This window comes from Achromobacter sp. UBA5777 (assembly GCF_002418565.1).
Classification (GTDB): domain Bacteria; phylum Pseudomonadota; class Gammaproteobacteria; order Burkholderiales; family Burkholderiaceae_B; genus Achromobacter; species Achromobacter animicus.
In genome coordinates this window covers 17,988-32,491 of record NZ_DIEJ01000290.1, presented here as the reverse complement: position 1 = coordinate 32,491, position 14,504 = coordinate 17,988, and the positions used below count along the sequence as shown (strand labels likewise).

The following is a 14,504-nucleotide window of genomic DNA, read 5'->3' as shown; positions in this document are numbered from 1 at the left end:
GCGAATCCGGAAAATAAAAAAGCTGCTGAACCCGGGCCAGTGTCTTACAGGCGTGTTCAACAGCTTTTTTATGTATTCGGTTGGCTGGGGAGGAAGGATTCGAACCTTCGCATGCCGGAATCAAAATCCGGTGCCTTAACCAGCTTGGCGACTCCCCAACTATCTTGCAATCCAATTCCGCAACGGATGTTCAGCTAACCCAGTACATGCCTGCACTAACCGAAACCGTGGATGCGTTTGGCTGAATGTTTTATCAGCGCCGCGCATTATAGCGGTAATTTCTTGTTCTGCCAAAACGGCCTGCGATGTTTCGGAAAATTCGGCGAATAAACACGCGCCTGATCCCGACATGCGAACAGGGAGACCCCGCTCAGCAAGCCACCGCGATGCCCCAAGTACTTCAGGATAAAGACGGTAGACCACCGGCTCCAAATCATTTTTTCCGTAAAGCGCGCATCCTTTGGCAACTTCACCGCCGGATCCGCTTGGCAAAAATGTTTGCGAAGCAAGAAAGTCCGCTATTGTGATGTAAGAAGAATCCCTTGTCAAATCGGGTGCGGAAAATATTCCAACAGTCGGCACGCTGGCATCCGGTTGCGCCACCAGATAGGCGCGTTCGGGCAGCGTCACGGCCGTGAGATCTTCGCCGATTCCTTGCGCAAATGCCGACTGTCCAAAGACGAAGACGGGCACGTCTGCGCCCAGCGGCAACGCCAGCGCCATGAGTTCCTGACGCGACAGTCCCGTGTTCCACAGCTTGTTCAATGCGATCAGCACCGAAGCCGCATCGCTCGATCCTCCGCCCAGGCCGCCCCCTTGCGGAATGCGCTTCTCAAGGCTGATCTGCGCGCCTTGGCGCATGCCCGTGGCCTTCTGCAGGGCGCGCGCGGCGCGCACGGTGAGGTCCTGGTCTTCAGGCACACCCGGCAGGTCCGTGGCGCGGCCGATGACGCCGTCAGAACGCACATCGAAGTGCAGCGTGTCGCACAAGTCGATGAAGCGGAACACCGTCTGCAGCAGGTGATAGCCGTCGGCGCGGCGGCCCACGACGTGCAGAAAGAGATTCAGCTTGGCAGGAGCGGGAACGTCGTAGAGGGTCACGAAAGACAACCGGTGCGGATCAAGCCGTCATTCTAGCGAGACGGGCCGGCGCGCCGTGGAAAACGGCGGGCCGGCCCGTGAAAGGTCGCGTGTTCATTCGCGCGCCTGCGAAGCGCAGAGGCGCTACGCGAACAGTGGCGTCATACGAAGCGAGGCGTCATGCGAAACGTGGCTTCACACGTTCTGCGCCATTACGCCAACTGCGGCGTCACGCTCCCGCCAAGTCGTGCAGCAGGCGCGTCGATGACCTGTCCATCCGGCAGCTTGAACACCGACACGGCGCCGGCCAGTTGGCGCGCCTGTTCTTCCAGGGCGCCAGCAGCAGCGGCGGCTTCTTCGACCAAGGCCGCGTTCTGCTGCGTCACGCTATCCATCTGCGAGACGGCGCGGTTGACCTGGTCGATGCCGGTGGCCTGCTCTTCCGAAGCGGCCGAGATTTCAGCCATGAGGCTGGTCACGCGCTGCACGGACTCAACGATCTCGCGCATCGTGGCGCCGGCGTTTTCAACCTGCTCCGAACCCACACCGACCTTCTGCGCGGAATCCTCGATGAGCTGCTTGATTTCCTTGGCGGCGGCGGCGCTGCGCTGCGCGAGCGTGCGCACTTCGCTGGCCACTACCGCAAAGCCCTTGCCCTGCTCGCCTGCGCGCGCGGCTTCCACCGCGGCATTGAGCGCCAGGATGTTGGTCTGGAATGCAATGCCGTCGATCACGCCCACGATGTCGGCGATGCGCGACGAGCTGCCCGAAATCGCGTGCATGGTTTCGACCACGCTGGACACGGCCTCGCCGCCGCGCTGTGCAACCGCTTGCGACGCGGCCACCATGCGATTGGCTTCGCGTGCGGTGTCGGCATTCTGCTTCACGGTGGTGGCCAGTTCTTCCATGCTGGCCGCGGTCTCCTCGAGCGACGCAGCCTGCTCTTCGGTGCGGCTGGACAGATCGGTGTTGCCCGAAGAAATCTCGCGCGCACCGACGTTGATCTCGTCAACGCCGCGGCGCACGGCCGACACGGTGCGCACCAGACTGTCCTGCATGGCCTTGAGGGCGCCGATCAGCGCGCCGATTTCGTTCTTGCCCATATCCGCCACCCGGCGCGTCAGGTCGCCCTCGGCGATGCGGCGGAAGACTTCGCCCGCTTCCAGCAGCGGGCGCACGATCATGCGGCGGATCAACACGTGCGCGCCGACGGCCATCAACAGGCCCAGCGCCAGAATGCCGGCCAGCAGCGAACTGAACAGCGTGTGGAACATGGAGATTTCATCCATGACCGTCTGCCCGGTGCTCTCGGCACGCAGCACGAAGGCGTCGCGCTCGCTTACGAGGCGCTCCTGCACGGCCTGCGTACCCTGCTTGAAGTAGGCGTCCATGTCGCCGGCTTCAAGGACGCGCCCCACGTTCTGCAGGTTGGTGCTGAGCTTGGTGTAAGCATCGATGATGGCGGCGGATTCGGCCTTTTCCTCGGCGGACAGGCCGCCGGAGAACCCTTGGAAGGCGCGATCGGCCGACACGATGCGCTGACGCGCAGCCTGGAGCGAGCTCTTGTCGTCGGTATTGCCCTGCGCGACGCGCGTGGCGTAGCGGCTCAGGTCCGTGCGGGCCGCGACGAGCGACAGCGACGCGGAATTGACCGCGTTGACCTGTTGCGCCGACAGGCGATATAGCTGCTCGACATCGTGGTTGGTCTGGCGCAGGGCAACGAAGCCCATGCCGCCAATCACCAACTGGAAGGTGAAAAAGATCGCGATGATTCCCAATAGCACCGTCGCGATGCGTGTGTTCCTGAACATTGGCCATTCTCCAAAAGGGTGGCGGCAGACGAGCGTCGACCCCGAATTGCTGCGCCGCGCACGAACCGGGCGCGGGCAGGGAGAATTATTCAGTGAAGTCAATATATTTCAAGCGGTAACACGCCCGGATTTGCGGCGGTTATTCGCTTGATTGGAATGAAGGCGATGTGATAAGGGTTTACCCGAATCGCCCAGCGCGGCGCCTGACGCCGCGCGCGCTCACGACTGGTTGACGACCAGCCGAACGAGGATGCGGCGCCCGGGTTCCTGGCGTTCCAGCACCAGCAGTTGGGGGCCTTTTTCGTCGTAGCGGGAAAGCTTGGCGCGCCAGCCGCCCTGTTCGAAGGCCACGGGGCGGCCCAGTTCGTCGCGGGTCACATCGGTGGCTTCGGGATCTGCGGGCAGCTTGCCGCGCAGCCAGTCACGCAGCCCGGACACCGGCATGCTGCTGCCCAGCGCGTCTTCCGCAAGCGCATCCGGGTTGTCGGCGACCAGCCGGGTGCCGTCTGCCTTGGTGAGGCTGGCGGCGCCCGGGGTGCCTTCCACACGCGCTTCGGTCGAGCCCAGCGGGTTGGTCAGGTCCAGCACATAACGGCGGCCATCGTCGGACCAGGAAAAACCGCCCTGCACCGCGTTTTGCTTGCCGCTTTCTTCGTTGACCGTAATGGCAAAGCGCCCGATGCGGGAAAACGCATCGGCGCTGGCGCCTTCGATCGGTTTGGGCAAGGACGTGCATGCCGCCAGGGTGAAGGCCAACAGCGCCATTGCCATCCAGCGCACGCTGGCCGCGGCGCCGCGCAATCCTGCAAATACTGCCGTCACAGGCTGACCCCCAGACGCTTCACGACGTCCTGAACCGTCTTGTTCTTGGGATCTTTCATGAGGGCCGCGCGCAGCAGGTCCATGGCCTGATCGCGCTTGCCTTGCGCCCAAAGCACTTCGGCCAGATGCGCGGCGATGTCGGCTTCGGGACGCACGCTGTAGGCGCGGCGCAGATAATCCGCGGCGGCGGTGGTGTCGCCCATGCGGAATTTGACCCAGCCCATGCTGTCCAGAATGAACGGATCGTTGGGCGACAACTCCAGCGCCTGCGTGATCAGGTCCAGGGCCTCGGGCAGGCGCTGGTTGTGGTCCGCCAGCGTGTAGCCCAGCGCGTTGTACGCATGGGCGTGGTCCGGATCCAGCGCGATGACCTGACGCAGCATGCGCTCCAGGTCAGCCAGGCGGTTCTGGCGTTCGTACAGCATCGCCAGTTCGTACTTGATTTCGACCGTGTCCGGCAGCGCCTGGTCCGCGGCTTCCAGGGCGGTGACCGCCTGGCCGATGCGGTCGGCGTCGCGCAGGATCTGCGCCTTGGTGAGCGCGCCAAGGGCGCGCTCTTCTTCGTCCTGCGGGCCGGCCGAGTCGATCATGGCCAGCGCGTCGTCCACGCGGCCGCTCTTGGCGCGCAGCGCGGCCTGGCGCATGCGCACGGAATAGCGCAGCGTGGGGTCGTCGATGCGGCCGAGTTCGGCGATGGCTTCGTCGTAATGGCCCTGGTCTTCGGCGATGCGCGCCAGCAGCACGTGCGCATCGGCGGCGGCGGCGCCCGCGTCGGTGGCGCCCGGGACCGTGGCCCGCTGGCGCTGGTTCTGGACGTCCAGGTACTGCTGCAACAGGGTCTTGGCCTGCGGAAGCTGCCCGGACTTGTACGCCAGTTGCGCCTGCATGAAGAGCAGGTCGAAGTCTTCAGGCGACCGGCGCGACATGGCTTGCAGTTCAGCCAGGGCGGCGTCGTAGTCGCCGCTGTCGGCCAGTTGGCCGGCCAGCATCAGGCGCACCTTGCGGGCGCCCGGATTGCGGTTGATGAAGGTGCGGGCTTCAGTCTGCGCGCGCTTGGGGTCCACCTTGGAACCGTATTCCAGCACGCGCTGGGCGGCGCCTTCGGATTTGGGATCGGCGGCCAGCGCGGCGCGGGATTCCTGCGCCGCGCGCTCGTAGTCGCCAGCGGCGGAGGCCACGTCGGCCAACGCCAGATGGGCGGCGGGCAGCTTGCGCACGCTGTCGCTCAGGGACTCGTCCAGGATGCGCAGCGCAAGGCGCCGGTCGTTCAGGCGGCTGAGCACGGCAAGCGCCTGGCCGATGGCGGCGGGCTTGTCGCGCGAGGAATCGATGCGTTTGCGCAGCGCCTGGGCCAGGCCCTTGGTCTGGCCATTGGCGGCCGCCAGCGCCAGTTCGGTGGAGCTGGCTTCGACGTCGTTGGGCGCGAGGCGGGCCCATACGCGGGCCGCGTCCAGCGCGCCGGGCAGGTTGCCGCCGGCAAGCTGGAATTCAAGGCCGCGACGGGCAAGACGAGGATCGCCGGTGTCACGGGCCAGACCGACCATGGTCGTGGCGGCGGTGCCGTACATGCCCCGCTGGGCGGCGATTTCGGAAGCCAGTACGCGGTAGAAGATATCGCCGGTCAGCGAGACATAAGGCAGTTGACCTGGGCGCAGGCGGATGACTTCGGTTTCAGGCTGGCGGCTTTGGGGGGCCATCCGGGGGCCCGTCGCGTCACGCGTCCGGCCGTCGGCGGCCTGGGCCGGCGGGGCCATGATTGCTGCCAGCGCAAGCCCCAACGCGGCGATCCCGATATTCATTTGTTTAAAAGACGACTTCACGCGGCCCGTCCGGTTGATGGCACAATCTTCGTACACGCAATTGATGATCTTACACTGGCTCATGCCGGAACTGCCTGAAGTCGAAACCACGCGCCGAGGAATCGACGCCATCATCACCGGCCAGACGCTCTCGCGACTGGTCGTTCACGAACCCCGCATGCGTTGGCCCATCCCGCCGGAGCTGCCGTCCCTGATCGGCGGACGTACGGTGCTGGAATGCGCGCGGCGCGGCAAGTACCTGCTCCTGCGCTTCGAACATGGCACCCAGATCGTGCATCTGGGCATGTCGGGCTCGCTGCGCAGCGTGGCGCCCGGTGAATTCCTGCGCAAGCACGATCATGTCGAATGGATCTTCGACGGCGCGGTCCTGCGCCTGCACGATCCGCGGCGCTTCGGCGCGGTGCTGTGGCACGACGCCGCCGAGGGGCCCATCGAGGCGCACCCGCTGCTGGCCAAACTGGGCATCGAACCTTTCGATCCGCGGTTCGACGGGGCCTGGCTGCACCGGCATTTCCAGAACCATTCCGCGGCCATCAAGCAGGTGCTGCTGGCCGGTATGGCGGTGGTCGGCGTGGGCAATATCTATGCGTCGGAAAGCCTGTTCCGCGCCCGGATCAATCCCAAGACGCCCGCAAACAAGCTGTCGCTGGCCCGCTGCGAGCGGCTGGCAGACATGGTGCGCGCCACGCTGGCCGACGCGCTGACCTCCGGCGGCAGCACGCTGCGCGACTACGTGGGCGCCAGCGGCGAGCCGGGGGCCTATTTCGAGATCCACGCGGCCGTGTACGAACGCGAAGGCCTGCCCTGCCGGGTCTGCGCCACCCCCATCCGCCGTTTCGTCCAGGGGCAGCGAGCCACCTACTACTGCCCGAAATGCCAGCGGAATTGACCGCCACCCGTCCTAAGCGCCCGGGAAAATCACCGTTACAACTGGGGAATTCGTTTATAGCAAACGTATTGCACGAAAACTAACGCGGGACTATATTTCCTTCCACACACCCTATTCCTATAAAAGTGGAAGGAGCCTCCATGAGCAAGCAATTCGCCTCGCACGCGGACCTGGACGACAAGGTCGTCTCGTTCGAAAAGCTGTCCGACAACGCCTATGCCTACACCGCCGAAGGCGACCCCAATACGGGCGTGATCATTGGCGACGAGGCCGTCATGGTGATCGACACCCAGGCCACCCCCGTCATGGCCCAGGACGTGATCCGCCGCATCCGCGAAGTCACGGACAAGCCCATCAAGTACATCCTGCTGTCGCACTACCACGCCGTGCGCGTGTTCGGCGCGTCGGCCTACAACGCCCAGGAGATCCTGGCCAGCCGCGACACCTATGACCTGATCGCCGAACGCGGCGAGCAGGACAAGGCCAGCGAAATCGGCCGCTTCCCCCGCCTGTTCCGCAACGCCGAATCGATTCCGCCGGGCCTGGTCTGGCCGACCATGACGTTCAAGGGCGAAATGACGGTCAACCTGGGCAACCTGGAAGTCAAGCTGCTGCAGGTCGGCCGCGGTCACACCAAGGGCGACACCATCGCCTGGCTGCCCGAGCAGAAGATCCTGTTCGCGGGCGACCTGGTCGAATACCAGTCCACGCCCTACTGCGGCGACGCCTACTTCCGCGATTGGCCCACCACGCTGGACGCGCTGTCGGGCTTTGAAGCCGAGAAGATGGTGCCCGGCCGCGGCCCGGCGCTCAAGAACGCCACCGAAGTGCGCCAGGGCCTGGCCGGCACGCGCGCCTTCCTGACGGACCTGTACGGCGCCGTGAACCGCGGCGTGGCCGAAGGCAAGGATCTGAAGACGATCTACCGCGAGGTCTACGACTTCATGAAGCCGCGCTACAGCGACTGGGTCATCTTTGACCACTGCATGCCGTTCGACGTGTCGCGCGCCTTTGACGAAGCCTCGGGCTACACGCACCCGCGCATCTGGACGGACAAGCGCGACCTGGAGATGTGGGCCCAGCTGGAAGGCTGATCTTCCCCCCGGATCCGAACAAGCAGGAACCGGACACGCGCGACCCTTGCGGCGCAGCGTGTCCGCATAAATAAAAAAATGACCCACACAGGAGACAACCGTGGGAGACATCGACTTTCAGGCGATGGAGTTCGCCTATGAAAAGCACGCGGACCAGACGGCGGCCGACCCGGCGCGCCATCAGGTCGTGGTGGTGGGCGCCGGCCCCGTCGGCCTGACCACGGCGCTGGATCTGGCTCGCCAGGGCGTGCGCGTGGTGGTGTTGGACGACGACTACCGCTTGTCCACAGGGTCCCGCGCCATCTGCTTTTCCAAACGCACGCTCGAAATCTGGGATCGCCTGGGCGTTGGCCAGCGCATGATCGACAAGGGCGTGTCGTGGAACGTTGGCAAGATTTTCTTTCGCGAACAGGAAGTCTGGCGTTTCGACCTGCTGCCCGAACCCGGTCACCGCCGGCCGGCGTTCATCAATCTGCAGCAGTACTACGCCGAAGGCTATCTGTACGAGCAGGCCCGCCAGCAGCCCAACATCGAGCTGCGCTGGAAGAACAAGGTCGCCGGCGTCATGCAGGGCGATGATGGCGTGACGCTGACCGTTGAAACGCCCGAAGGCCCGTACACGCTGCATGCCGACTGGCTGATCGCCTGCGACGGCGCACGTTCGCCGGTGCGCAAGCTGATCGGCCAGGAAAGCCACGGCCGCATCTTCCGCGACCGCTTCCTGATCGCCGACGTCAAGATGACCGCGGATTTTCCGTCCGAACGCTGGTTCTGGTTCGATCCGCCCTTTCACCCGAATCAATCCGTGCTGCTGCACCGGCAGCCCGACAACGTCTGGCGCATCGACTTTCAGCTTGGCTGGAACGCCGACCCGGTCGAAGCCGTCAAGCCCGAAAACGTGCTGCCGCGCATCCGGGCGCTGCTGGGTCCGGACGCGCAGTTCGAACTGGAATGGGTCAGCGTCTATACGTTCGCGTGCGAACGCATGGACAAGTTCCGCCACGGCCGCATCGTGTTCGCGGGCGACTCCGCGCACCGCGTGTCGCCGTTCGGCGCGCGCGGCGCCAACAGCGGCGTGCAAGATGCCGAGAACCTGGCGTGGAAGCTCAAGCTTGTCGTGGCCGGCCTGGCGCCCGACACGTTGATCGACAGCTACAGCGCCGAGCGCGAATTCGCGGCCGACGAGAACATCCTGAACTCTTCGCGCGCCACCGACTTCATTACGCCCAAGAGCGACATCAGCCGAAGCTTCCGCAACGCGGTGCTGAACCTGGCGAAGGACCACCCGTTTGCGCGATCCCTCGTGAACAGTGGGCGGCTTTCGCTGCCGGCCACCTACGCCGGATCGCCCCTGAACACGCCGGATGCCGACGCCTTCACCGGCCGCATGATGCCGGGCGCGGTGGCGCTGGATGCGCCGTTGCAGGTTCAGGGCGATGCGGGCTGGTGGCTGTCGCAACTGGATGGCGAGTTCGTGCTGGCGGTGTTCTGCGGCGGCGCGCTGCCCGGCCGCGACACGCTGATGGCGTTGCAGGCGCTGAGGATGGCGCCGGTGCCCGTCAAGGCTGTGCTGGTGGCCGATATGCAGTGCGACCTGTCCGCCGTGGCCGCGGACGTGCCCGTGGTGCGCGACAGCGAAGGCTGCCTGGCCAAGCGTTACGACGCGCAGGACGGCACCGCGTACCTGATCCGCCCCGACCAGCACATCGCCGCGCGCTGGCGCGTTTTCAATCCCGACGCCGTTGCCGCCGCCGTTCAGCGCGCGACGGGCCGCGCGTGATTCCAGAGGTTGTCACCATGCTTATCACCGAAACCAACCTGAGCGCGCCGGACGACTTCTATGAAGCGCTGATCGACGCCCATCGCGACCTGACGAACGAGCAGAGCCAGGAGCTGAATGCGGCGCTGATCCTGCTGCTGGCGAACCACCTGGGCGACCTGCCGCTGCTGAAGGAAGCGTTGCAGCATGCGCGCGCGTCCGTGACGCAGGCGGTTTAAGGCGGCATTTCAAGACGGGGCGCAGCCGATGAAAGCGGCGCGGGTCCGCGTCGGCGTCAACGCCGCGCGCGGGCCCTCATGAGCCCACCGCGAAGGTGTTGACGATCAACGCGCGCAGCCACTGATTGCCGCCGTCGCGATCCACCCTGCGCTGCCAGTACATGTTGGTCTGCAGCGCGGGCACTTTCAGCGGCGGCGTCATGAAGCGCAGGCCGAACGGCGCGGCGGCGCTGGCCGCCAGCTTCTCCGGCACGGTGGCCAGCAGATCCGTCGCGCTGACGATATAGGGCACCGCTGAAAAATGCGGCACGCTGAAATGCTCGGCCAGGTCCACCCCGGCCCGCTCCATCGACTGATTCACCTGCCCATAAGGCGCCGCGCGCGACACGATCAGATGACGCTCCGCGCGAAACGCCTTGATCCCCATGCCCGCATGCGCGGTGGGATGCGCCTGACGGAAGAGCGTGGCGTAGCCCTGGCGAAACAGCATCCGCTGCAGCGTGCCGGCTCCCATTTCATCGAACGCCCCGATCGCCAGGTCCACCCTGCCCGACTCCATCTCGCGCGGCAGATCCGGCCCCAGCACCCGCACCGAGTCGATGCGCACCTGCGGCGCCTTCTGCACGCAGACTTCCATGAGGCGCGGCATGAAGTGGATTTCGCCGACGTCCGTCATGGCCACGCGAAAGCGCCGGGTGCTGGTCGTCGCATCGAACTCGTCCTGATCCTGCAAGGCCTGGCAAAGCAACCCCAGCGCTTCACTGACGGGTCCGGCCAGGCGCTGGGCACGCGGCGTCGGCAGCATGCCCTGCGCGGTGCGCACGAAGAGTTCATCGCCGAACGCCACGCGCAGGCGCCGCAGCGCATTGCTCACCGCGGGTTGCGACAGGTCCATGCGCCGCGCCACCGCCGACAGGTTGCGGTCCTCCAGCAGGTGTTGAAACAGCAGCAGCAGATTCAGATCGACATCGCGCAGTTCGGCCATCGCCGCCCCCTACTATTCACGAAATTTATAGTCGCTATTTTTGCATTCCCGTAGCCGCAACAGGGATTTTTTCCGACAATGGCACATCGGCTCGGGCGGCGCCCGTCCCGCCACCACACCAAGCTGCGCGGCCAAGCACCGCGCCCGCCACCCAGGAGGATTTCATGGAACTGCAATATCAGTCCGGCTTCGGCAACGAATGCGCAACCGAGGCCTTGCCCGGCGCCCTGCCCGCCGGCCGCAATTCACCGCAGCAATGTCCTTACGGCTTGTACGCCGAGCAGCTGTCCGGGACCGCCTTCACGGCGCCGCGCGCGGAAAACCGCCGCTCGTGGCTGTACCGCATCCGTCCGGGCGCGCAGCACAAGCCCTTTGAAGCGTTCGGCGGCGCCGCCGGCTGGCTGAGCACCTTCGGCCACGGCCCGGTCACGCCGAACCAGCTGCGCTGGAGCCCGATGCCGATTCCCGATGCCCCCACGGATTTCCTGGAAGGCGTGAAGACATGGGGCGGCAATGGCGGCCCCGACGAACAGGGCGGCGTGGGCATCCATCTGTATGCCGCCAACCGCTCGATGCAGGGCCGCTTCTTCTACAACGCCGACGGCGAACTGCTGCTGGTGCCGCAAGAGGGGCGCCTGCGCCTGGCCACCGAACTGGGTCTCATCGACCTGGAACCGCTGGAGATCGCCGTCATCCCCCGTGGCGTGCGATTCCGCGTGGAACTGCTGGACGGCACGGCGCGCGGCTACATGCTGGAGAACTTCGGCGCGGCGCTGCGCCTGCCGGAATTGGGCCCCATCGGCTCGAACTGTCTGGCCAACGCGCGCGACTTCAAGACGCCCGTGGCCTGGTACGAAGACGTGGACGGCGACTTTGAACTGATCGCCAAGTTCACAGGCGGCTTCTGGCGTGCCGCGATCGACCATTCGCCCCTGAACGTGGTGGCCTGGCATGGCACGCACGCCCCCTACAAGTACGACCTGCGCCACTTCAACACCATCGGATCGATCAGCTTCGACCACCCCGATCCCTCGATTTTCACGGTGCTGACGGCCCCGTCGGACACCCCGGGCACGGCCAACATGGACTTCGCCATCTTCCCGCCGCGCGTCCTGGCCATGGAGAACACGTTCCGTCCGCCCTGGTTCCACCGCAACATCGCCAGCGAATTCATGGGCCTGATCCAGGGCGTGTACGACGCCAAGGCCGACGGGTTCGCGCCCGGCGGCGCCAGCCTGCACAACTGCATGAGCGGCCACGGTCCCGACGCCGAAACGTTTGAAAAGGCGTCGCACGCGGACACCAGCAAGGCGCATTACATCCGCGACACGATGGCGTTCATGTTCGAGACCCGCCGCGTAATCCGCCCGACGGAGCAGGCGCTGGCGTCGGTAGAATTGCAGGGCGATTACTACCGGTGCTGGCAGGGCATCGCAAAGCACTTCGATCCCAAGAAGGCGTGACGCGACTGCGTCAACCTTTGTTGCCGGCGGCGATGCGCGAACAGCGCATCGCCGTTTGGCGTTTGATTCATCCGGCGCACGAACCGCTCGAGCGCCCGGCCAGCCCCCCATAACCACACTGACCGAGACACGCAGCCATGACCACCACGATCAACGAAACCCACGACCCGTCCTTGAAGAGCTGGGTCGCCAGCGCCAATTCGGACACGTCGGATTTCCCCGTGCAGAACCTGCCCTACGGCGCATTCCGCCGCAAGGGCACGCAGGAATCCTTCCGCCCCGGCGTGGCCATCGGCGACCAGATCCTGGACCTGGCCGCGCTGGCCGGCAAGCAGCCGTTCGAAGGCCTGGCCGCGGATGCCCTGGCCGCCTGCGCCACCGACAGCCTGAATGCGCTGATGGCCCTGGGCCAATCGCACTGGAGCGCGCTGCGCCTGGCCCTGTCGCGCGCGCTGCGTGAAGGCGCCGCCTTGCGCGCCACGGTGGAACCGCTGCTGGTCGCGCAGGCCGACGCCGAATACACCACGCCCGCCCGCATCGGCGACTACACCGACTTCTATATCTCGGTGCATCACGCCACCGCCGTGGGCAAGCAGTTCCGTCCCGACAACCCCCTGCTGCCCAACTACAAGTGGGTGCCGATCGGCTATCACGGCCGCGCCTCCAGCATTGGCGTGGACCAGAAATTCCCGCGCCCGGTCGGCCAGACGCGTCCCGCCAACGAAGGCGAAGCGCCGCAGTTCGGCCCCTGCGCACGTCTGGACTATGAACTGGAGCTAGGCATCTTCGTGGGCACCGGCAACGCCCAGGGCGAACGCATCACGCTGGCCGACGCGGACTCGCACGTGTTCGGCCTGTGCATCCTGAATGACTGGTCGGCCCGCGACATCCAGGCCTGGGAATACCAGCCGCTCGGTCCATTCCTGTCCAAGAACTTCGCGTCCACGATCTCGCCTTGGATCGTCACGATGGAAGCCTTGGAGCCGTTCCGCACGCAATGGACCCGAGGCGCGGGCGAGCCGCAGCCGATGCCTTACCTGGCCTCCGACGCCAATCGGGCCAAGGGCGCGTATGACGTGCAGATGCAGGTGCTGATGACCACCGAACAATCGCGCGCCGACAGCAAGCCGCCGGTGAAGCTGTCCAGCAGCAATTTCCGCGACGCCTACTGGAACGTCGCGCAACTCATCACGCACCACACGGTCAACGGTTGCAACCTGCAGCCGGGCGACATGCTGGGCACCGGCACGCTGTCCGGCCCGCAGCCTTCGGAAGCGGGGTCGCTGCTGGAACTGAGCAATGGCGGCAAGACGGCAATTGAATTGCCATGGGGCGAGAAGCGCACCTTCTTGCAGGATGGCGACCAGATCATCATCCGCGCCGAATGCGTGAAGGCGGGCTATCCGCGCATTGGCTTCGGCGAGTGCTCGGGCGTGGTGCTGCCCGCGCGCATCTGACGCTCAGGCGGCATGGACAAAGCCACGCAGCGGCGCGCCCGCTGCGTGGCTTTTTTTATTTAGTTGAGGGGCGGGTTTGTGGCGGCGGGCGCTCCCGCGGCGGGTGAGCCCGCGGCGGGCGCCCCCGGGCGCGCAACAAGCGCCTCGATTTCGTCGTCCTTGGCCTGCCACTGCTGGCCAAGCCATTGGTGGAACGTGGTGCGAAACGCCTTGTCGCGCGAGTAATCGGCTTCGCAGAACGCCGGGGGCACCGGCAATTGCCGCATGCGCACCAGCACTTGTCCTGCGCGTCCGCAGGCGAAATCCCAGAAGCTCGGCGCGCCGTCCGGATAGGCGATGGTGACGTCGATCATCGACCGGAACTGCGCCCCCATCGCATTCAACGACACCGCCAGACCGCCCGCCTTGGGCTTGAGCAGATGGCGGTATGGCGAGTTCTGCGCCGCGCGCTTGGCTTGGCTGAAGCGCGTGCCTTCGGCAAACAGCATCACGCTGGTGGGCACCAGCGAAAACTTGGCGCAGGCGCGCCGCGCGGCCTCCTGGTCCTGGCGCCCCAGGTCGGGATTCTTGCGCAGGGCCGCCTTGCCGTGGCGTTTCATGAAGGGAAAGTCCAGCGCCCACCACGCCAGACCGATGACCGGCACGTAGATGAGCTGCTGTTTGAGGAAGAACTTGAGCAGCGGAATGCGCCGGTTCAGCGAGTACTGCAGCACAAAGATGTCGACCCACGACTGATGGTTGCAGTTGACCAGATACCAGTCGGCATAGCGCAGGTCCTTGTTGCCCTGGATGTCCCAGGCCTGCGGCTGGATGCGCACGAACCAGCTGGAATTACACGCCACCCACGCGGTGGCGATGCCATTCAGAATGGGATCGATGCGGCGCCTGACTGCGGCAAATGGCAACGCCAGCTTCAGCAGCGAGACCGGAAACAGCAGCAGGCACCAGAACAGCGTGTTGGCGGCCAGCCAGACCGAGCTGATGACGCCGGTGATCCAGGCAAAACGGCCACGGGGCACGGGGATCGCCATACGGGGCCGCTGGCGCTGGGCGGCGTGGTGGACACTGGAAAGCGCCGGAGATGC

Annotated in this window: 12 protein-coding genes and 1 tRNA gene; 6 read left to right on the top strand and 7 right to left on the bottom strand. The window is 65.5% G+C overall.

Features of this window, described 5'->3' with window-relative positions; all coding sequences use genetic code 11:
• Nucleotides 1-81: 81 nt before the first annotated feature.
• The 5 genes from B3446_RS25310 to B3446_RS25290 form a co-directional block, all read right to left on the bottom strand.
• Nucleotides 82-158 (bottom strand) — tRNA-Gln (locus B3446_RS25310).
• Between the two features lies 1 nt (nt 159).
• Nucleotides 160-1,101, bottom strand: coding sequence for a 4-(cytidine 5'-diphospho)-2-C-methyl-D-erythritol kinase (gene ispE / locus B3446_RS25305; RefSeq protein ID WP_291386588.1), 942 nt, complete (start codon nt 1,099-1,101; stop codon nt 160-162).
• Between the two features lie 191 nt (nt 1,102-1,292).
• Nucleotides 1,293-2,891, bottom strand: coding sequence for a methyl-accepting chemotaxis protein (locus B3446_RS25300; RefSeq protein WP_291386586.1), 1,599 nt, complete (start codon nt 2,889-2,891; stop codon nt 1,293-1,295).
• Between the two features lie 219 nt (nt 2,892-3,110).
• Nucleotides 3,111-3,662 carry a lipoprotein insertase outer membrane protein LolB gene (gene lolB, locus B3446_RS25295; protein WP_191578046.1) on the bottom strand — a complete coding sequence of 184 codons (552 nt, stop codon included), beginning with the start codon at nt 3,660-3,662 and terminating at the stop codon, nt 3,111-3,113.
• A 47-nt stretch (nt 3,663-3,709) separates the two neighbouring features.
• Nucleotides 3,710-5,596 (bottom strand): tetratricopeptide repeat protein, encoded by a 1,887-nt coding sequence (locus tag B3446_RS25290; RefSeq protein ID WP_291386584.1) that lies wholly within the window; start codon nt 5,594-5,596, stop codon nt 3,710-3,712.
• On the opposite strand from B3446_RS25290, the gene mutM reads away from it, so the two are divergent.
• The 4 genes from mutM to B3446_RS25270 all read left to right on the top strand — a co-directional run bounded on the left by mutM (nt 5,595) and on the right by B3446_RS25270 (nt 9,514).
• On the top strand, nt 5,595-6,422 hold the full coding sequence (gene mutM / locus B3446_RS25285; protein ID WP_175184649.1) for a bifunctional DNA-formamidopyrimidine glycosylase/DNA-(apurinic or apyrimidinic site) lyase: 828 nt from the start codon (nt 5,595-5,597) through the stop codon (nt 6,420-6,422). The genes B3446_RS25290 and mutM overlap by 2 nt on opposite strands.
• A 140-nt stretch (nt 6,423-6,562) precedes the next feature.
• Nucleotides 6,563-7,516: an MBL fold metallo-hydrolase gene (locus B3446_RS25280; RefSeq protein ID WP_291386581.1), complete on the top strand. Its 954-nt coding sequence runs from the start codon at nt 6,563-6,565 to the stop codon at nt 7,514-7,516.
• A 100-nt stretch (nt 7,517-7,616) separates the two neighbouring features.
• Nucleotides 7,617-9,296 (top strand): FAD-dependent oxidoreductase, encoded by a 1,680-nt coding sequence (locus tag B3446_RS25275; protein WP_291386579.1) that lies wholly within the window; start codon nt 7,617-7,619, stop codon nt 9,294-9,296.
• Nucleotides 9,297-9,313: 17 nt separating this feature from the next.
• Nucleotides 9,314-9,514 carry a DUF2783 domain-containing protein gene (locus tag B3446_RS25270; RefSeq protein WP_175122535.1) on the top strand — a complete coding sequence of 67 codons (201 nt, stop codon included), beginning with the start codon at nt 9,314-9,316 and terminating at the stop codon, nt 9,512-9,514.
• Nucleotides 9,515-9,590: 76 nt separating this feature from the next.
• Here B3446_RS25270 and B3446_RS25265 read toward each other — a convergent pair whose 3' ends face one another.
• The gene (locus tag B3446_RS25265; RefSeq protein WP_291386576.1) at nt 9,591-10,499 is read right to left on the bottom strand and encodes a LysR family transcriptional regulator; all 909 of its coding nucleotides are present in this window, start codon (nt 10,497-10,499) and stop codon (nt 9,591-9,593) included.
• Between the two features lie 164 nt (nt 10,500-10,663).
• On the opposite strand from B3446_RS25265, the gene hmgA reads away from it, so the two are divergent.
• Both hmgA and fahA read left to right on the top strand, forming a co-directional pair.
• A complete protein-coding gene (gene hmgA / locus B3446_RS25260) occupies nt 10,664-11,962 on the top strand; it encodes a homogentisate 1,2-dioxygenase (protein ID WP_191577967.1) in 1,299 nt (432 codons plus the stop codon).
• A gap of 137 nt (nt 11,963-12,099) precedes the next feature.
• Nucleotides 12,100-13,419, top strand: a complete 1,320-nt coding sequence (fahA, locus tag B3446_RS25255) for a fumarylacetoacetase (RefSeq protein WP_291386574.1) — start codon at nt 12,100-12,102, stop codon at nt 13,417-13,419.
• Nucleotides 13,420-13,478: 59 nt separating this feature from the next.
• Here the strand turns inward: fahA and B3446_RS25250 are convergent, their stop codons facing one another.
• Nucleotides 13,479-14,438, bottom strand: a complete 960-nt coding sequence (locus B3446_RS25250) for an acyltransferase (protein ID WP_291386572.1) — start codon at nt 14,436-14,438, stop codon at nt 13,479-13,481.
• Nucleotides 14,439-14,504: the final 66 nt, after the last annotated feature.

Bases quoted from the DNA above. Each gene is read 5' to 3' on its own strand.
- fahA (WP_291386574.1), top strand. From the start codon at position 12,100: ATGACCACCACGATCAACGAAACCCACGACCCGTCCTTGAAGAGCTGG.
- lolB (WP_191578046.1), bottom strand. From the start codon at position 3,662: ATGGCAATGGCGCTGTTGGCCTTCACCCTGGCGGCATGCACGTCCTTG.
- B3446_RS25280 (WP_291386581.1), top strand. From the start codon at position 6,563: ATGAGCAAGCAATTCGCCTCGCACGCGGACCTGGACGACAAGGTCGTC.
- B3446_RS25270 (WP_175122535.1), top strand. From the start codon at position 9,314: ATGCTTATCACCGAAACCAACCTGAGCGCGCCGGACGACTTCTATGAA.
- B3446_RS25300 (WP_291386586.1), bottom strand. From the start codon at position 2,891: ATGTTCAGGAACACACGCATCGCGACGGTGCTATTGGGAATCATCGCG.
- B3446_RS25265 (WP_291386576.1), bottom strand. From the start codon at position 10,499: ATGGCCGAACTGCGCGATGTCGATCTGAATCTGCTGCTGCTGTTTCAA.
- mutM (WP_175184649.1), top strand. From the start codon at position 5,595: ATGCCGGAACTGCCTGAAGTCGAAACCACGCGCCGAGGAATCGACGCC.
- hmgA (WP_191577967.1), top strand. From the start codon at position 10,664: ATGGAACTGCAATATCAGTCCGGCTTCGGCAACGAATGCGCAACCGAG.
- B3446_RS25290 (WP_291386584.1), bottom strand. From the start codon at position 5,596: ATGAGCCAGTGTAAGATCATCAATTGCGTGTACGAAGATTGTGCCATC.